Annotated in this window: 17 protein-coding genes and 1 riboswitch; of the genes, 9 read left to right on the top strand and 8 right to left on the bottom strand. The window is 59.5% G+C overall.

All coding sequences use genetic code 11. The features are described from left to right. Window positions 1-32 precede the first annotated feature (32 nt). From GPK39_RS00195 to thiM, 3 genes are read right to left on the bottom strand one after another with little or no spacing between them, the layout of a single operon-like run. The gene (locus tag GPK39_RS00195; protein WP_215673327.1) at window positions 33-728 is read right to left on the bottom strand and encodes a thiamine phosphate synthase; all 696 of its coding nucleotides are present in this window, start codon (window positions 726-728) and stop codon (window positions 33-35) included. Next, a complete protein-coding gene (locus GPK39_RS00200) occupies window positions 725-1066 on the bottom strand; it encodes a thiamine-binding protein (RefSeq protein WP_252204431.1) in 342 nt (113 codons plus the stop codon). Before GPK39_RS00200 ends, GPK39_RS00195 begins: the two co-directional genes overlap by 4 nt. 3 nt (window positions 1067-1069) lie before the next feature. Continuing rightward, a complete protein-coding gene (gene thiM, locus GPK39_RS00205) occupies window positions 1070-1909 on the bottom strand; it encodes a hydroxyethylthiazole kinase (protein ID WP_338404361.1) in 840 nt (279 codons plus the stop codon). Window positions 1910-1960: 51 nt separating this feature from the next. Next, window positions 1961-2071, bottom strand: a riboswitch (TPP riboswitch). A 160-nt stretch (window positions 2072-2231) separates the two neighbouring features. Between thiM and GPK39_RS00210 the strand changes: the two genes are divergently transcribed. The 4 genes from GPK39_RS00210 to GPK39_RS00225 all read left to right on the top strand — a co-directional run bounded on the left by GPK39_RS00210 (window position 2232) and on the right by GPK39_RS00225 (window position 6791). Continuing rightward, a complete protein-coding gene (locus GPK39_RS00210; protein WP_215673328.1) occupies window positions 2232-3140 on the top strand; it encodes an HAD-IIB family hydrolase in 909 nt (302 codons plus the stop codon). Window positions 3141-3150: 10 nt separating this feature from the next. Continuing rightward, the gene (locus GPK39_RS00215) at window positions 3151-4047 is read left to right on the top strand and encodes a LysR family transcriptional regulator (RefSeq protein WP_006234513.1); all 897 of its coding nucleotides are present in this window, start codon (window positions 3151-3153) and stop codon (window positions 4045-4047) included. 152 nt (window positions 4048-4199) lie between these two features. Continuing rightward, entirely contained in the window at window positions 4200-5333 is a 1134-nt protein-coding gene (locus tag GPK39_RS00220; RefSeq protein ID WP_252204434.1) for a 5-methyltetrahydropteroyltriglutamate--homocysteine S-methyltransferase, read from the top strand. Between the two features lie 123 nt (window positions 5334-5456). Continuing rightward, on the top strand, window positions 5457-6791 hold the full coding sequence (locus GPK39_RS00225) for a uracil-xanthine permease family protein (RefSeq protein WP_215673330.1): 1335 nt from the start codon (window positions 5457-5459) through the stop codon (window positions 6789-6791). A 60-nt stretch (window positions 6792-6851) separates the two neighbouring features. Here GPK39_RS00225 and GPK39_RS00230 read toward each other — a convergent pair whose 3' ends face one another. Further along, complete coding sequence (locus GPK39_RS00230) at window positions 6852-7517, bottom strand: alpha/beta hydrolase (RefSeq protein WP_195621498.1); 666 nt, start codon at window positions 7515-7517, stop codon at window positions 6852-6854. Window positions 7518-7654: 137 nt separating this feature from the next. Next, on the bottom strand, window positions 7655-8965 hold the full coding sequence (locus GPK39_RS00235; RefSeq protein WP_215673331.1) for an NCS2 family permease: 1311 nt from the start codon (window positions 8963-8965) through the stop codon (window positions 7655-7657). Window positions 8966-9158: 193 nt separating this feature from the next. On the opposite strand from GPK39_RS00235, the gene GPK39_RS00240 reads away from it, so the two are divergent. Next, on the top strand, window positions 9159-9578 hold the full coding sequence (locus tag GPK39_RS00240; RefSeq protein ID WP_252204438.1) for a peptide deformylase: 420 nt from the start codon (window positions 9159-9161) through the stop codon (window positions 9576-9578). Window positions 9579-9822: 244 nt separating this feature from the next. Continuing rightward, entirely contained in the window at window positions 9823-10788 is a 966-nt protein-coding gene (bsh, locus tag GPK39_RS00245; protein WP_195919494.1) for a choloylglycine hydrolase, read from the top strand. Between the two features lie 81 nt (window positions 10789-10869). Here the strand turns inward: bsh and GPK39_RS00250 are convergent, their stop codons facing one another. Both GPK39_RS00250 and GPK39_RS00255 read right to left on the bottom strand, forming a co-directional pair. Beyond that, window positions 10870-13116 carry a KUP/HAK/KT family potassium transporter gene (locus GPK39_RS00250; protein WP_215673333.1) on the bottom strand — a complete coding sequence of 749 codons (2247 nt, stop codon included), beginning with the start codon at window positions 13114-13116 and terminating at the stop codon, window positions 10870-10872. A 139-nt stretch (window positions 13117-13255) separates the two neighbouring features. Further along, window positions 13256-14167 (bottom strand): DMT family transporter, encoded by a 912-nt coding sequence (locus tag GPK39_RS00255; RefSeq protein ID WP_215673334.1) that lies wholly within the window; start codon window positions 14165-14167, stop codon window positions 13256-13258. 118 nt (window positions 14168-14285) lie between these two features. On the opposite strand from GPK39_RS00255, the gene GPK39_RS00260 reads away from it, so the two are divergent. Together GPK39_RS00260 and GPK39_RS00265 are read left to right on the top strand one after the other, a co-directional pair. Then, on the top strand, window positions 14286-15143 hold the full coding sequence (locus tag GPK39_RS00260; protein ID WP_215673335.1) for a LysR family transcriptional regulator: 858 nt from the start codon (window positions 14286-14288) through the stop codon (window positions 15141-15143). A 201-nt stretch (window positions 15144-15344) separates the two neighbouring features. Next, entirely contained in the window at window positions 15345-16826 is a 1482-nt protein-coding gene (locus GPK39_RS00265) for an aminotransferase class I/II-fold pyridoxal phosphate-dependent enzyme (protein WP_276571269.1), read from the top strand. A gap of 226 nt (window positions 16827-17052) precedes the next feature. Here the strand turns inward: GPK39_RS00265 and GPK39_RS00270 are convergent, their stop codons facing one another. Next, window positions 17053-17463, bottom strand: coding sequence for a peptide deformylase (locus GPK39_RS00270; RefSeq protein WP_215673336.1), 411 nt, complete (start codon window positions 17461-17463; stop codon window positions 17053-17055). A 214-nt stretch (window positions 17464-17677) separates the two neighbouring features. Between GPK39_RS00270 and GPK39_RS00275 the strand changes: the two genes are divergently transcribed. After that, the coding region (locus tag GPK39_RS00275; RefSeq protein ID WP_215673337.1) for a hypothetical protein at window positions 17678-18416 on the top strand (739 nt) is incomplete at its 3' end.

The raw sequence follows: 18416 nt of genomic DNA on the forward strand, positions 1-18416 counted from the left end.
ACGAGGCTGCGAATCGACTGCTCGGCCTATGCCTATGCCTGCTGCCAGGTGTCGACGAGTTCCTTGGCCGCGGCGTGGGGGTCATCGGCGCTGCAGACAGCGCTCACCACAAAGAAGCCGTCGACGCCGGTGGCCTTGAGCTGCGGCAGGTCGGCCGTCTTGACGCCGCCGCCCACCACGATGGGCACGGGGCTTGCCGCGTGGAGTGCGTCCAGGTCCTCAAAGCTCTTGGTGATGATAGAGCCGTCGGCCGCGCGTCCGCAGTCGCGCTTGGTCTCGGTCTCGTGGAGCGGGCCGATGCCCAGGTAGTCGACCAGGCTCATGTCGGCGGTCTTGACGTACTCGAGCATCTCCTCGCAACGGGCCGAAAGGCCCACGATGGCATCGGGGCCCAGCAGCTTGCGACAGACCTCGACGGGAATATCGTTTTGGCCCACGTGCACGCCGTCGACAGCAATACCCTGCTCGCGTGCGGCAAGCACACAGTCCAGACGGTCGTCGATTAACAGGGCGACCTGACCGGTCTTGCCAGCATGTGCGATTGCCTGCGCGGCGTCGCCGGTCAGCGCGATGATCTCGCGGGCGCTTGCCACCTTGGAGCGCACTTGAATGCAAGTAAAGCCGGCGTCGAGTGCCTGGGCCACCACATCGCCCACGGGGCGTCCGAGCGTATTTTCGGGGCCGAGCACCAGATAGGCCGAGATATCAAGGTTGTCGCGGATGCTCATCGTGCTTCCTCCTGCTTCTTGATCTGTGCTTCCATGCGCTCGAGCTTGCCGGTCATGGTGTCGGTAAATCCGGGCCGGATATCGGCTTTGAGCACGACTTCGGTGCGGATGCCCTTGCTCGCCAACACAAAGGTTGCGTCGCGCACGACCTGCATGACCTCGTCCCAGTCGCCCTCGATCTCGGTGAACATCGAGGTAGTGCGGTTGGGAAGGCCGCTCTCGCGAATGACGCGCACGACCTCGGCGACCTCGGCGGATAGCTCATCGCCGGTGCCGCACGGGGCGATGGCCAAAGCGACGAGCGTGTTCATGCCGGCATTGGTTGCGGGCTCGGACATGGCTTATGCCTCCTCGAGCTCGAGTTTGTTATCAGCGATGTCTTGGGCGGTCGCGCGGTAGAGCTCATCGATAAAGGCAACCTTAAAGCTTGCCGGGGCATCGGCGACAGCGGCGGCACGCGTGCCGGCAACGTTGTAGACGGCGGTGCCGCAGACGGCTGCCGTAAACGGATCGGCGGCGCAGGCATACACGGCCAGCACGCCGCCCTGCGAGCAGCCGCAACCGGTGATCTTGGACATGAGCGGGCTGCCGCCGTGGGACTTGGCCACGGTTGTGCCGTCGGTAATCAGGTCGACTTCGCCCGAGACCACTACGGCGCCGCCGGTGTAGCGGGCGAGCGCCACGGCGGCATCGCGGGCGGCGTCGACCGTGTCGGTGGTATCGACACCGCGCACGCGGCTCAGATCGGCCGCCTCGCCCTCAAGACCCCACAGGCCGGCGAGCGCGATAATCTCGGAGGCGTTGCCGCGCACGATGGCGGGCTTGTACTGCTTGAGCTCGTTTACCAGCTGGGTGCGCAGGCTACCGATACCCAGGCCAACCGGATCGAGCACCCAGGGCTTGCCGGCGTCGTGTGCCGCCTTGGCCGCGCGGGGAATCGTCTGCTCGTAGATGGGGAAGAGCGTGCCCATATTGAGATAGATGGCGCCGCCGCCGGCAACGAGTGCCTCGCCCTCGTCGGGCAGATAGACCATGGCGGCCGATCCGCCCACGGCGAGCTGTGCGTTGGCGACAAAGTCGATCGTCACCGTGTTGGTGATGGAACCGGCCATCGGATTGGTAGCGCGAATCTCATTCACGGCCTTGATCACATGTTGCTTAAGCTGTTCCGAATCAATCACTGCACATGCCTCCTTGGCATAGAAAAGGGGCGCTGTGCATAGACAGCGCCCCTGTAAAGGCGGCATGCTCCCTACGCCAGCATTAACTGACAGGTTCAAAGGATTGGGCCCATTGCCCTCTCAGCCTTGTGGTTTGCACCGCCGGCACTCCCGCATCGAATCTGTTGTTCCCTATACTAGCGCACCTGCCAATAAGGGACAGGTTTATTTTGGCAGGTGGCAACAGGGGCGCTGTATTTTCCCAGATAAAACCTGACAAAATAAACCTGTCCCTTATTGGTAGGTCGTTACAATGGTTACGGTGAAAATGACGGGGGACTCTATGATCAAACTTGTGCTAACCGATATGGACGATACGCTGATTCCAGCCGGGCATGACGGCGCCAGCGACTATGCCATTGAGGGTATTCATGCCATGCAGGCGGTGGGTCTGCACTTTGGTCCGGTTTCGGGTCGTCAGCCGTCCGCGATGGGCTGGATGTTCCGCAATCGCTCCGAGTGCTTCTCGACCGGTGCGTTTTGCAACGGCCAGGTGATGTTTGTCGATGGCGAAGTAGTCGCTTCGCGCGCAATCGATAACGATGTCCTTATGCGCTTAGCCGATTATTTTGAACAGGAGACCGACGATACGTATTTGAAGGTCTACCGTCTGGGCGATGACTTTTGGAATAACGATGCCTATTGCGTGACAAGCGATCCCGAGCGTGTGCGTCGCGCCATGAAGTCAGGCGGCAACGCGTGGCTCAAGGGCGAAGAGGCTCCCTGTTGTCCTGTCGTTGACGATGCCCCGGTATACAAGGCGAATATCTGGAGTGCCCGTTCGCGCGAGGAGCTCGCCGAGCTGCGCGAGCGTGTTGCCGCTGAGGTGCCGGAGCTCTCGCTTGTGTTTCCCAACAACCGCGTGCGCCTGTTCGACGTTCTTCCGACCGACTGGGACAAGGGCTGCGCTGCGCTGGAGCTGGCGCGTGCTTTGGGTCTGACGCCCGACGAGGTGGCCGTATTCGGCGATTCCGATAACGATTTGCCCATGATCGATGCCGTTCCCAACTCCGTTGCAGTCGCCAATGCCAACGAGGCCGTCACGGCTGCCGCACGCTGGCATATCGGCGCTGCGGCAGATGATGCGGTTGCCGGGGCTCTGCATCAGATTGTCGCCTGCGCCGCGACGGGGGAGATGCCGTCGTTTATGCGCCAGGTGGACGCGGCGGGTCTTGGCGCCACGAACGTCTAGGGAGAACGTCATGAAGCTTCAGCAGCTCAGGTATGTTGTTAAGGTTGCCGAATGCGGCAGCATCACCGAGGCCTCGCGCCGGCTCTTTGTGTCGCAGCCTTCGATTACCGCGTCGATCCGCGATCTCGAAAACGAGATGGGTGTGCACATCTTTGAGCGCACCAACAAGGGCGTCATTGTGTCCGAGGAAGGCGAGACCTTCTTGGGCTACGCGCGTCAGGTACTCGACCAGGCCGACCTACTCGAGGGCAAGTACAAGGGCGCATCCGAGCAGGTGCCGCACTTTAGTGTGAGCTGCCAGCATTATTCCTTTGCCGTTAACGCGTTTGTCGATGTAATCCGCGAGTTCGATGCCGCGCGTTACGACTTTACCCTGCGCGAGGAGCAGACCCACGAGATTATCGAGGATGTCGCGCATATGAAAAGCGAACTGGGCATCCTGTACTTATCCGAGCATAACCGCGAGGTCATCGAGCGCATGCTGGCGGCCAACGAGCTCGTGTTCGAAGGACTCTTCTGCGCCGCGCCGCATGTCTTCGTGTGCGCCGACCATCCGCTGGCGGGCCGCTCCAGCGTGACGCTCGAGGACTTGGAAGACTACCCGTTCCTGTCCTATGAGCAGGGCAGCTATAACTCGTTTTATTATTCCGAGGAGCTGACCTCGACCTTTGAGCGTCGCAAGAATATCCGCGTGCGTGACCGTGCGACGCTGTTCAACCTAGCTATGGGCCTTAACGGTTACACGGTGTGTTCGGGCGTGATCAGCCATGAACTTAACGGCCCCGGTATTATCTCGATTCCGCTCGATGTGGACGAGTATATGGAGATTGGCATTATCACGCGCAAAAATACGACGCTCACGCGCTATGGGCAGGCCTATATCGACGCGATTCGTCAGCATATTTAGCTCACTTCGAGATATCCATGTGAGGCTGAGTCCCGCTGTTGCTCGGTATAGAAAAAACTAATAACAAACCTATATAAACATATATTTTACGATGACCACATGAGCGCCCATACTCTGTCTCGATAAAGCAACCAATGCAAAGGGAGATATCTATGAGCACTTCGATTCAACCGAACGCGCCGTTTCGCGCCGATATCGTCGGCAGTTTTCTTCGTCCGCAGGCCGTGAAGGACGCCCGTGCCGCCTACGCCGCGGGCAAACTCGACGCCGCCGGTCTTAAGGCCGTCGAGGATGAGGCCATTCGCGACCTGGTGGACAAGCAAAAGGCCGCCGGCCTGCAGGTGATTACCGATGGCGAGTTTCGCCGCAGCTACTGGCACCTCGACTTTATGTGGGGACTCAACGGCATTGAACGCCGTGCCTCACGTACGGGCTATATGTTCCACGACGAGGAGACCACGGCCGACACCGCTGTGGTTACCGGTCCCATTAGCGGCGAGAACCACCCGTTCGTCGAGCATTTTAAGTTCGTCAAGGCGCTTGAGGGAGAGGGCCACGTTGCACGCCAGACCATCCCGGCGCCTATCCAGACGTTCTCTGAGGTTACGCTCGATCGCTGCGACGGCCAGCAGGAGAGCCTGCGTGCCGTCTATAAGACCGACGAGGAACTTGCCGACGCCATTGCAGCCGCTTATCGCACGGTGATCGCCGACCTGTACGCAGCAGGCTGCCGCAACATCCAGTTTGATGACTGCACCTGGGGCATCTACTGCGATACCGATTTTGTCGCCAAAACCGGCATGAGCCCGGTCGACCTGCAAAAGGTAAGCGAGCTGGGCGTGGCACTCAACAATGCCGCCATCGAGGGCAAGCCCGACGATCTGGTCATCAACACGCACGTGTGCCGCGGCAACTATCACTCCACCTATGCCTTTGAGGGCGGCTACGATCCCATCGCGCCGTACCTGTTCGCACATGAGAATGTCGATGCGTTCTATCTGGAGTTCGACACGCCGCGCGCCGGCGGCTTTGAGCCGCTCAAGTACGTCGCTCCCGGCAAGAAGGTCGTGCTGGGCTTGGTAACCACCAAGGCGGCAGAGCTCGAGAACGAGGATGTTATCGTCGAGCGCATCCGCGAAGCCGCAAAGTACGTGCCGCTCGAGAATCTGTACCTGTCGCCCCAGTGCGGCTTTGCCAGCTGCGAGATTGGCAACAAGCTGACCGAGGACGAGCAGTGGGCAAAGATCGCGCTGGTCAAGCGCATTGCCGAGCGCGTTTGGAAGTAACGCTACCGTTTGCAGGTGACGGCGCGCGCGAGACATGGTGTATCACGTACAATGGTTCGGATCGTATCGTTCGGGCAGGTTATCCGATATGCCTGATCGCCCTTCCATCATGAAAGGACTTCCATGTCCCAATCCTCGACGCCCGCCGTCACCGATGCCATCTACGATGCATCGTCGCTCGGCCGCCCGCGCATGTTTGTGTTGGGTTTGCAACACATGTTTGCGATGTTCGGAGCCACGGTGCTCGTGCCCGTGCTCACCGGCCTTTCCGTTTCGGCGACGCTTCTGTTCGCCGGCATCGGCACGCTGCTGTTCCACTTCCTGTCGCGCGGTAAGGTGCCGGCATTTTTGGGCTCATCGTTTGCCTTTATTGCCGGTTATGCCGCAATCGCGCCCAACGGAGAGACCGAGCTTTTGCCCTACGCCTGCCTGGGCGTAGCCTGCGCCGGCCTGCTCTATCCGGTGCTGGCGGCCCTGTTCCGTGCCTTTGGCGCCAAGCGCGTTATGCGTTTCTTCCCGCCGGTGGTGACCGGCCCCATCGTCATTTCCATCGGCCTGATCTTGGCAAGCTCTGCCATTGCCAACTGCCAGACCAACTGGCTTGTCGCCGTCATCGCTGTGGCCGTGATCGTCGTCTGCAATATTTGGGGCCGCGGCATGGTCAAGATCGTGCCGATTTTGCTGGGCGTTGTGGTGAGCTATGCCGTTGCGGCCGCGTTGGGCGAGGTCGACTTCTCTGGCGTCGCAGCCGCCCCCTGGGTCGGTCTGCCCATCGTGTGGGGCAACACCGTGTTTGCGCTCTTTGGCCCGCAGTTCGATAGCGGTCTTGCCACGACGGCCATCATCACCATCATGCCGCTGGCCTTTGCGACCATGATTGAGCACATTGGCGATATCTCCGCCATTGGCTCTACCTGCGAACGCAATTACATTGCCGATCCCGGTCTGCACCGTACCCTACTCGGCGATGGCCTGGCGACCATCTTGGCGTCGCTCTTTGGCGCTCCGGCCAACACCACGTATGGCGAGAACACCGGCGTGCTTGCGCTTACGCGCGTGTTCGACCCGCGTGTGATTCGCATTGCCGCCTGCTGCGCCATTGTGCTTTCGTTCTGCCCCAAGTTTGCTGCGGTGATTGCCGCCATGCCGGCGTGCGTTATCGGCGGTGTGTCGCTCGTGCTCTACGGCATGATCAGCGCCGTTGGCGCGCGTAACCTCATCGAGAATCAGGTTGATTTCCAGAACAACCGCAACGTGCTGGTGGCGGCTCTGGTGCTCGTGCTTTCGCTCGGCATTGCCTACAGTACCGCCGGTGCCATCGTGCTGGAGCTGGGCGGCGTGACGATTTCGCTTTCGGGCCTTGCCGTGGGCTCGCTGGTGGGCATTGTGCTCAACGCCATCCTGCCCGGTAATGACTTTGAGTTCGATACTTCCGAGCTTGAGGAGACTGCTGAATAGTAGCTGCGTTCAGCCAAATTAAAAATGGCGTCCATGCGTATGTACGCGTGGACGCCATTTTTAATGCGTCAGTATCCAGTGGATGCCGCGCGCCATGCGCAGGTCAGTTTGGGCAAAGTGATTGCCGGGGTTGAGCTCCAGTGTTGTTGGAATGTCGCGCTCGATAAACAGCTCTTCCATCGCACGCGTATCGTCGAGTACGTGCCGCATCATGCGGTTGGGCGTCTTGGTTTCCTTTTTACCGAGCGACAGATAGGCGGCGTCGGGCGTGGCTGTCATCGTGCGCTCGCGCGCGTAGTCGATAAAGCCGGGGAACCACAGCGACCCCGATGCACTTGCCGCGCGCTCAAAGACATCTGTTTGCCAAAGTGCCCACAGTGAAAAAAGACCCGCCAACGAGTAGCCGGCAATGCCGCGCCAGGTGGGCGGGCAGGGAAGTGATGATTCGGCCTCTGGGATTATCTGCTTCAACAACTCGTCAAGAAAACCAGCAGCCTGTCCACCAAAGGGCTCGGCATCTCGTATAGTTCCCTCACATTCCCAGGGGCTAAGCTCGCGATTCCAATCGAGCCCTCCAATGGCGACAAGGGTGAATGGCGGGCAGTCGAGCTCTCGGCAGCGCTCGTAGACTTCACTACCGTCGCCCATAACCACGGGGAGGTAGATGACGGGCGCGCCTTCCGCACACTCTGAGTAAACGGTTATCTGCTTATGATGCGCTTCCAAGGCAGGCTTCTCTCGGTGTTGTGATATTGACAGCCTCAATTGTCGCACGCTGGCGCGGGGGCAGACGCTAAAAGAAAGGCGCGGAGCCGCTCGATGCGACTCCGCGCCTTGATGTTCTGCTTTAGCAGACTATGCCGTTACGCCACGAAGAAGTAGACGAGGAAGGCAAGGGCTGCGATCCACATGAGCGGCTTGATCTTGGAGGCCTCGCCCTTAAAGAGCGCGACGATCACGTAGGCGATAAAGCCCAGGCCAATGCCGGCAGAGATGGAGTAGGTGAAGGGCACGCCGGCGACGATCATGAACGCCGGGAAACCCTGCGACACGTCGGACCAGTCGATCTCGGAGGCTTCGCTCATCATGAGGTAACCGACGTAGACCAGAGCACCGCAGGTGGCGGCGCTGGAAACGATGGTGACGATGGGGGAGAAGAACGCGGCGAGAATGAACAGCACGCCGGTGGTGACGGAGGTGAGGCCCGTGCGGCCACCGTCGGCAGCGCCAGAGGTGGACTCGACGAAAGTGGTGATGGAGGAGACGCCCATGAAACCGCCCACAGCAGCGGCGGCGGAGTCGACGATCAGAATCTCCTTGATATTCTCGACGTTGCCGTCGTCGGTGAGGAACTCGCCCTGCTTGGCCACGGCCATCGCGGTGCCCATGGTGTCGAAGAAGTCACTCATGAGCAGCGAGAACGAGATGACGAGGAGCGCGGGGTCGGTAAGGACCTTGACGATGGCAGGCACGCCGCCGGCGTCGGCGATGGGGCCACCGATGCTCGAGAAGTCGAGCGGGGCGATGATACCGGTCGGAGCCTGGGTCACACCTAGGGGGATACCGGCGATGACGGCGACGACGATGCCGATGAGCAGCGAGCCGGGGACGTTGCGGCAGGCGAGGGCGACTGTCACCAGGATGGAGATGATGCCGACGATGAAGGTGGGGGAGGTGATGTCGCCCAGACCGACGAGTGTACCGGCGCCAGCGGTGATAATGCCGGCATCGCACAGGCCAATCATGGCGATGAACAGGCCCAGACCCACCGAGATGGCGTGACGCAGGACAACCGGGATGGCGTCCATGATGGCCTCGCGCAGGCCACAAAGCACGAGCAGCAAGATGACGACGCCCTCAAGGAAGATGACGCTCATGGCCACGTGCCAGTCACCGCCGCAGACGGTGGTGGTGATTCCGGCGATCATCGCGTTGACGCCTAAGCCCGACGCGCAGGCGAGCGGGCGGTTGGCGAAGATGCCCATGCAGATGGTCATGATGCCGGCGCCCAGGCAGGTGGCGCAGGCGAGCGCTCCCGCATCGATGCCAGCGCCCGAGAGCACCGCGGGGTTGACGGCGATGATGTAGGCCATCGCCAGGAATATTGTCAGTCCAGCGCGGAGTTCGGTCCCGATTGTGGACTTGCGCTCGCTGACGTGAAATAGTTCGTCCATGCATACCCTTTCCTTGTTCGGCCCCGAGTTTAGGCCGATTGACACGAACTCACCCACTATAGCCCCTTTACGACGCTGTTGTTCCTCGCATGTTGATGTTCGGCGCTTTGTAGCAGACGGACGGTATTTTTCGCATGAAAATGTGTGGGTACCGTATACTTAAGCAGTTACAACGACCCCTATGGAGGAACGTATGATTAAAGAGCTCTGCCACGACGAGGCTATTCTGTCCCAGCGTTGCGAGGTCGCGACCGTCGAGGACGAGTCGGTGGCACAGGACCTGATCGATACCATCAAGTCGCTCGACGATGCCGGCTGCCTTGCCGCCAACCAGATCGGCGTCACCAAGAAGGTCTGCGTCTATCTGGACGACGCCGGCGAGCCCCATGTGCTCTACAACCCCCGTCTGGTATTTGGCCTGGGTGCCAGCAAGATGGAGGAGAGCTGCCTGACGCACGAGGAGGTCACCAAGTCCACGCGCTACATCAAGTGCAAGGTTGCCTTTGACCGGATCGTCGACGGCAAGATGAAGGAGTGCCGCCGCGACTACGCGGGCTTTGAGGCACAAATGATCCAGCATATGATTGATCACTGTCTTGGCAAGTTGGTCTAAGGGGATCAAAGCACCGCACCTTGCCGCTCAATCGTCGCTTGCGTACCGTTAGTACGCGGCGCTCCTCTTTCGTGGCAATCTGCGGCACTTTGACCCCTTAGACGACCTGCGGGGTTAACTTGGTTGAGTTTATCCAGCTTGAATAGTCCGGGCGTGACATTGTTGTCATGTCCGGGCTTTTTTGTTTAGCGCCCCTTTGTTTGGAGACAATGAAATTAGCAAGAACGTAAAGCTAGGAGGCGCTATGTGTACGAGTATTCGATTTACCGATAATTCTGGCCACATGTATCTGGGCCGCAATCTCGACTGGAGCTTTGACTACGGCCAACAGGTTCGCGTGATGCCGCGCGGGTTTCACATTCCGTATTCGTTTATCGACGACGCGACAGCGGCGCACGCAGTGATCGGTATGTGCATCGATTACAAGAACTACCCTATGTTCTTCGATTGCGGCAACGATGCGGGCCTCGCCGTAGCGGGCCTCAATTTCCCGGGTTATGCCGAGTATGCCGAGGGGCCGGTTGATGGAAAGACCAATATCGCGGCCTATGAGTTTCCCCTGTGGGTGGCAGCGACGTTCTCGACGGTCGATGAGGTCGAGGCCGCGCTGCGCGACACGGTGATTGTTGCCAAATCTGCAGGAGAGGGACTGGGCGTGTCGCTGCTCCATTGGATTATCGGCGACAGCCAGCGCAGCATCGTGGTCGAGATGATGGCTGACGGCCTGTATGTGTACGACGATCCGGTCGACACCCTTGCCAACCAGCCGACCTTCCCGTGGCACATGGAAAACCTCCGCACCTATATCACCGCCACAAGCGATTTTCCGCAGACGGCGACATGGCGTGGCGCCGAGCTCAAGCCCTATGGAGCCGGTGCCGGCATGCGCGGTATTCCGGGTGACTGCTATTCGCCGAGCCGTTTTGTAAAGGCGGCGTACCTCAATGCCAATTATCCGCAAAAGGAGAGCGAGACCGAAAACGTCGTTCGCATGTTCCGCTCGCTCGAGGGCGTGGTGATGATCGAGGGAGCGTCCAGGATGGGCGATGGCAAGTTCGAGAAGACTATCTACACCGGATGCTTTAGCGCGCGCACGGGCAATTATTACTACGCGATGTATGGGGATCCGTCGATTCGCTACGTGAGCCTGATGGATGCCGAGGGCGCGAGCCCCGATAGGCTCGTGGTTCCCGAGCCGCGCCGTTCGTAGCTCACTGGTCCGTTGCGACATAAAACGGCCTCGCACCTCTTATGAGATGCGAGGCCGTTGTCGTCAATGGCTGGTGGCGTGTTAGAAGTTGGCGTCGTTGAACTGGGTGCTCTCGAGTCCGTCGAGTTGCTGTTCGGGCGTATCGGCGACGCTCTCGAGCAGCTCGGTGGGATCGACGTTCATGCTCTTGCCGGCCTCGTTGCCGTTGACCAAGTCGTCCGAGAAGATGTCGACCTCCATTTCCTCGGCCTCTTCGATCTGAACCTCGAGTGGCACCTGGGTGCGCACAAGTTTGACGGCCGGGCGCATGCGGGCAAAGAGCGGTACGTACTCAATGATGATGGCCGAGTTCTCGAGACCGTACCAGCGTGCCGGGCTTCCGCAGGCGCGGCGGACGGCGTACTTGATGGCCATCACGCGGTGGTCATTGCGGTTGATGTCCGTTTCGGGGGCAAGCATCTTGCGCAGCATGCAAAAGCGGAAGTCGCCCACGTTACCGCGCGTCTCGTAGATGGAGTAGGTGTGATGTTGCGGCGGCAGCTCGCCCGATGCCATCAAGTCGCCGACGATCTGACGCAGGTAGGCATTAACGCGCTGGTTGACCTTAAAGCCCAGGTCCAGGCGCACGCGGAATAAAAAGTCCGTGCCAAAGGTCTCGACGGAATACTCGTGCGTATAGGGTTCGTCGGTAACGTGCACGTTGATGAACCAATATGCCTTGGCGCGCTTGGGGTGCTTGTCCAGGATGGAATAGAGCACGTCGCGGTCGAGTGTGAGCGGGTCGGGGCTGTTGGTGAGAAATACCAGATTGTCGGCGAGCACGGGATAGGTCTCGTCGTTGCGCAGGCGGTTGAGCTGGTCGATGTACTTGGAGACGGGCAGCAGGATCGTCTGCGTGCGCTCGATGGCGGTGCCACGGCGCCACACGTACATAAGGCCAAACAGCAGTGCGGCCAGGAAGATCATCACATAGCCGCCGTCAAAGAACATGGTGAGGCACGAGGCGAAGAAGCACAGCTCAATGGCACCGAAGAGCAGGGCGAAGACGCAGGCGCCCAGCTTGTGCTTGAGAATGCCAGCGATATAGCTCGTCAAAAGCGTCGTGGTCATGAGCATGGTCACGGTAATGGCGAGGCCGTAGGCGCTCTCCATGCGCTCGGAGTTTTGGAACAGCAGCACGATGAAGATGCAGCCGACCCACATGATGTTGTTGACGAGCGGAATATAGAGCTGGCCCTTGGTGTCGCTGGGGTAGTGGATGCGCAGATGCGGCATAAGGTTGAGGCGCGTGGCCTCGGATACCAGCGAGAACGAGCCGGTGATGAGCGCCTGCGAGGCAATGATGGCCGCCACGGCCGAAAGCACGATGGCAAAGGGGCGCAGGGGCTCGGGGAGCATCATATAGAACGGGTTGACGATATCCATCGCGAGCATCTGGGGATTGGAATTGTTGGCGAGCAGCCAAGCGCCCTGACCCAGGTAGTTAAGGATAAGCGCCGCCTTAACAAACGGCCAGGATGCGTAGATGTTGGCCTTGCCCACGTGGCCCATGTCTGAATAGAGCGCCTCGGCGCCGGTCGTCGACAGGAAGACGAAGCCGAGCACCATGATGCCCGAGTGGTTGATGGGCGAGAACAGGAACATGACGCCGCGGATGGGGTTGAGCGCGCGCAAGATGGACAGGTTGCCGAGCATGTTGAATAGACCGGCGCCTGCCAGGAACAGGAACCACAGCGTCATGAGCGGACCGAACAGCTTGCCGATTGACGAGGTGCCAGCGCGCTGCATGGCAAACAGGCCGCAGATAATGATGATGGTAATAATGATGACGTTAGTTTGCCCGTCACCCAACAGCGCGTGGCCCCACTCGATGGTGCGCAGACCCTCGATGGCCGTGGTAACCGTGACGGCGGGGGTGAGGATGCCGTCGGCGAGCAGCGCCGCACCGCCGATCATGGCGGGGAGAATCAGCCACGGTGCCACCTTGCGTACCAGGCTAAACAGGGCGAAGATGCCGCCTTCGTTGTGGTTGTCGGCCTTCATGGCGATTACCACGTACTTGACCGTGGTCACGAGCGTCATGGTCCAGATGACGAGCGAAAGCGCGCCCAGGATCATGTCCTCGCTGACGGTACCGATGCCGCCGTTGTTGGCGACGATTGATTTCATGGTGTACATGGGGCTCGTGCCGATGTCGCCATAGACGACGCCGAGCGTTACGAGCAGCATGCCAGCGGAGAGGGGGATGGCTCCGTGCCCGCCTTGCCCGTGCTGGTCTTGGAGGTTTGCCTCCAGTTTATTGTGTGCCACGAGGACTCCCTTAGACATCCGGTTATCTGTCTAGGACAAAAAACTTTATGCCGTCTTTATACATACAAGAGCAGTTTGGCACATCGGGTTATTTTAGACAATAATCCTCAGCTGGGGATTATTTATCTACGCAGGTAGTATTTCAAAGCAGGGGCTTTTAAGCACGTACTGTCTGGGCGATGCCAGCCTTGGCGTTTGCGCGTTTGCCGGCGAGTTCGCAAAAAATCGCGCCGCCGATGATAAACGCGGCGCCCATCAGGCGGACCGGTGTTATGGCTTCGCCCAAAAGGACGGCCGAGAACACGACGGCCGAAAGCGGCTCGAGGTAGCCGACGACCGCGACGGTCTGGACGGGCAGCTTGGCGACGGCACTAAAGTAGAGCAGGCAACCAATGCCGGTGTTGACGACGCCGAGCATGACGACGGCGCGCCAATCAATACTGGCGGCGACGCCGGCGGACAGGAATGAGGGAGCGCCCTGCGTGATGAGCGTGAGGACCAGCGCGGTCACAAAGGCGGCGCTCACCTGGAGCGTGGAGTTCTCGAGGCCTTCGATGTGTGGCGCACCCTTGCTAGCGATGACCATCAGCGCATAGCAAAATGCCGAGGCGATACCGCAGGCGATACCCGCAATGGGCATATTGCCGCCTAGACCTTGTGCTGCAATGAGAAAAGCACCGCAAGCAACGGCGATAAAGCCGGCGATTTTGCCGCCGGTCAGCTTTTCGCCAAAGATGAGCGGGGAGAGCGCCATGACAATGATGGGGCCGCAGTAGTACAGCAGCGAGGATACGCCGACGCCGATCGTCTGATAGGCGCGGAACAGGAAAATCCAGCTGGCGCCCAGTGCGGCTCCCGAGAGAAGGAGTGCTGCGGCTTCGCGGGGACGAGATGGTGCCTGCAACTTATGGCTTTGGGTGATGGCGAGGATGGTGACAAGCGAGAGCGCGCCCAAAAACGTGCGTAGTAGCACGATATCGGAGCTCGGCAGCGCGATGGCAGCGGCGATGATGCCGTTGGAGCCAAACAATAGCAATGCTGCTAAGTACGTAAACAGTCCGTTGTCCATGCGTTTCCGTCCCCTCTATATTCGAGCATGTTCACTATGGGTGAACTGGTAATAGAAGAAAAGCGAATATAATGCATGGCAAACATGATAAAAACGCATGTAAAGGTTGAGGGGTGCCGTGGAAACGAATATTCAAAAGATGCAGGTGCTGCTGGAGACGGTGCGCGCCGGAAGCTTTACGCGTGCTGCCGAGCGCCTGAGCTATTCGAAATCGGGCGTGAGCCGTATGGTGGCCGATCTCGAGGCCGACTGGGGCTTTAAGGTGCTCGACCGCAGTCGCGAGGGCGTAGTACTTTCTGCCGATGGACGGCAAGTTATGCCTGCGGTTGAGGCGTTATGCGAGGAATTCGTTCGCTTGCAGCGACGGGTGGATGAGATGCGCGGGCTCATGCGCGGTAAAATCTGCATCGGTACGTTTTCGAGCGTGGCGACCCACGTGCTGCCGCCGGTGATTGCGCGCTTTCGCGCCGATCACCCGGACGTCGATTACGAGTTGCTGATGGGCGATTACTCAGAGATTGAACAATGGGTGGCAGAGGGCCGCTGCGATCTGGGCTTTATCCCGCGTGAACCCCGAGAAAACGGCATGGCATCGCGGTCTTTGGTGCGCGACGAGTTGATGGCGGTAGTGCCGGCGGACTCTTTGCTTGCCACGGCGGAGGTCGTTTCTCTTGCCGATTTAGCCAACGAGCAGTTTATTCTGCTAGAACGAGGCACCGATGATGAGATTACGCCGCTGTTTCGCCGCGCAGGCCTGGCGGTGCGCTCTAAGCTGTCGACCTGGGATGACTATGCGATTATGGCTATGGTCGAGGACGGCCTGGGCGTGAGCATTCTTCCCGCGCTCATCTTGCGCCGCTGCCAGTTCGATGTTGCCGTGCGCCCACTCGAGGGGCATCCCCATCGGCAGATCAACGCCATATATCGAACGGCCGATGTTTCGCTTGCTGCCGCCCGTTTCCTCGAATACCTCTAAACGTGTGCGTGTCATTGTCCGCTTTGGGCAAATCTCAGAGTCCGGCGCATTTTCTTATGAAATTGAACTTCCCGATAATGCGCCGCGCTATACTGCTGCCTAAATTGAACCCAGGTTCAATTCGTGTTCTATAAATTGAACTTTGCCAGCAAGGAGGTTCTAGTGGCCCAAGAGACGTTTAGCGATCGCCTGCGACAGGCTATGTCCGATCGCGACGTTCGCCAGTCGGACGTGATCCGCGCATCGGAGATGCTCGGCAAAAAACTCGGCAAGAGTCAGATGAGCCAATATGTGAGCGGCAAGACGATCCCGCGGCGCGATGTGGCTGAGCTGCTCGCCCGTATTATGGAGGTCGATGTTACCTGGCTGCTTGCCGGCGACGCCGATCAAGGCGAGGCATCATCACCCCGCAACGATTCCAAGCCCGAACCCCATCCCTCAGCTCAAATTGCAAGGAGCACCACCATGCGTACTTTTTCTAAATCCACCAAGCTCGATAACGTCCTGTATGACGTGCGCGGCCCCGTCGTCGACGAGGCCGCCCGTATGGAGGACGAGGGCGAGCGCATCCTCAAGCTCAATATCGGCAACCCGGCGCCCTTCGGTTTCCGCACGCCCGATGAGGTCATCAAGGACATGCGCCAGCAGCTGCCCGACTGCGAAGGCTATTCCAACTCGCGTGGCCTGTTCTCCGCGCGCAAGGCGATCATGCAGTATTCGCAGATCAAAGGCCTGCCCAACGTTCAGATGGAGCATATCTACACGGGCAACGGCGTGTCCGAGCTCATTCAGCTTTCGATGAACGCGCTGCTCGACAATGGCGACGAGATTCTGATCCCCAGCCCCGACTATCCGCTCTGGACGGCGTGCGCAACCCTTGCTGGCGGTCATCCCGTACATTATCTGTGTGATGAGCAGGCGGATTGGTATCCCGACCTGGAGGATATGGAGTCCAAGATTACGAGCGCGACCAAAGCCCTCGTTATCATCAACCCCAACAACCCCACGGGTTCTGTCTATCCGCGCGAGGTGCTCGAGGGCATCGTCGAGATTGCACGCAGGCATCAGCTGATGATCTTTGCCGATGAGATCTACGACCGCCTGTGCATGGACGGCTACGAGCACGTCTCGATTGCCTCGCTCGCTCCCGACCTGCCCTGCGTTACCTTTAGCGGCCTTTCCAAGTCGCACATGATCGCGGGCTATCGTATTGGCTGGATGGTGCTTTCGGGCAACCAGCGCTGCATGAGCGACTTCATCATGGGCATCAACATGCTCTCCAACATGCGCCTGTGCTCCAACGTGCCGGCTCAGTCGATCGTTCAGACGGCACTCGGTGGCCATCAGTCCGTTAACGACTACATCCGTCCCGGCGGCCGTGTCTACGAGCAGCGCAACTTTGTGTATGAGGCACTCAGCAAGATTGACGGCATCTCGGTGGTTAAGCCGCGTGCGGCGTTCTACATCTTCCCCAAGATGGATGTGAAGAAGTTCAACATCACCGATGACGAGCAATTCGCCCTTGACCTGCTGCACGAGAAGAAGATCCTGATTACGCGCGGCGGCGGCTTCAACTGGGCTGAGCCCGACCACTTCCGTATCGTGTACCTGCCGCGCATGGAAGTACTCAAAGAGTCCCTCGAAGACCTCGCCGACTTCTTCGATCATTACCGCCAAGCGTAACTAGTTCCGCCGTTCTACCGAACGGCGGACCGCTTGACGCTGCGCGAGCCGCATTCACACCAATCTGACGTTCAACTTCAAGGGCGCGACCAGAAGGTCAGCGCCCTTTCGTTTCACGTCACCTTGGTGCAAATGCGGCTCGCTCGCTGTCGTATACTCAGCCTGCGTCGTTATCATGGTCCATTAGGGACGGAGGAAAACAGATCATTTTCCTTGACTCGCGGAACTATATAACGACGCCATTGCAGTGGTCGATTTCGTGCTGGATGATCTCGGCGGTGTAGCCCGAGAAGTTTTTGATGCGGTGAACGAAGTTCTCGTCCAAATACTCAACCTTAATGCGGCGATAGCGGGTACAGGGACGCTCGCCGGTCAGCGAGAGGCATCCTTCGCTCGTCTGATAGGCATTGACCTGCTCAAGAATTTGAGGGTTGTACATCAGGAGTGTCCTGTTGCCGTCCTTTACGCAGATGATGCGTTTGCGCACGCCGATCATGTTGGCGGCGAGGCCCACGCACTCGCGCTCATGCTCGTGGAGTGTATCCAGGAGATCCTGCCCGGTTGCGGCATCGTCGGGTCCCGCGTCTTCGGAAGGCAGGCGCAAAAAGAACTCGGATTTCATGATGGGCTTAATCATGGCGGGCTCCTTAAGGTGGACACGTTTGGTTCAGGCCATGATACCGCGACATGTCGCATTAATGTGTGCACATAGATTCTGCAGCTAGATTGGATGGCGACACCATAAACTAATGGACGTTTTGCCGAGAGGCATGAATGTTTAAAGCGCAAAGAGTGCGCGACGGGCCCCGCGAATGGGGCGATGATGCCCGAGAGGGCCAAGAAGGAGTCTCATGTCCGAGAACGAAGAGATCATGAACGAGACCGAGAACGAGACCATGACTGCCGAGGTCGAGGCAGTCGAGACCGTGGAGACCGAAGCTGCCGAGGTTGAGGCTGCTGACGAGGTTTCCGCCGAGGAGGAGGCCGAGGTTGTCGAGGCCGCCGTTGATTACGATGACGAAGAGCTGATGGACAAGATGCAGAAGGCCGCCCGTCTGCTGCGTAGCCGTCGCTTTGCTATTTCCAAGGAGGAGGAGGCCAAGGCCGAGCGCATGGCGAACATCGAGCGCGCCATCAAGCTTCTTGACCTCAAGCCCAAGATGGAGCAGAAGGAAATGTCCGACCTGCTGGGCATGCGCCTTCGTGAGCTCGATGGCCTGATGGCCGAGGCCGAGGCCGCCGATCTGGTCGGCCGCATCGACGACGCCGAGGGCGATATGCGCAAGATTGTTGTCTTCGCCGCCGAGGATGCCGCTGAGGGCCTGGTTGAGCTTGCCAACAAGAAGGAGAAGCTCCTGCCCGAGCTTTCTTACGAGGAGGCCACCGAGCTGATGGCCGCTCTCGATAAGGTTATCGCTCCGCTCGTCGCCATGGGTCTGGACGAGGATCGCGGTCCTCGCGGCGGTCGTGACGATCGCGGTGGCCGTGGCGGCGACCGTGGCGGTCGCGGCGGCTTTGGCGATCGTGGTGGCCGTGGTGGCGACCGCGGCGGTCGCGGCGGCGACCGTGGCGGCCGTGGCGGCTTTGGTG

The organism is Collinsella aerofaciens, from assembly GCF_018785245.1.
GTDB classification, from domain to species: domain Bacteria; phylum Actinomycetota; class Coriobacteriia; order Coriobacteriales; family Coriobacteriaceae; genus Collinsella; species Collinsella aerofaciens_AD.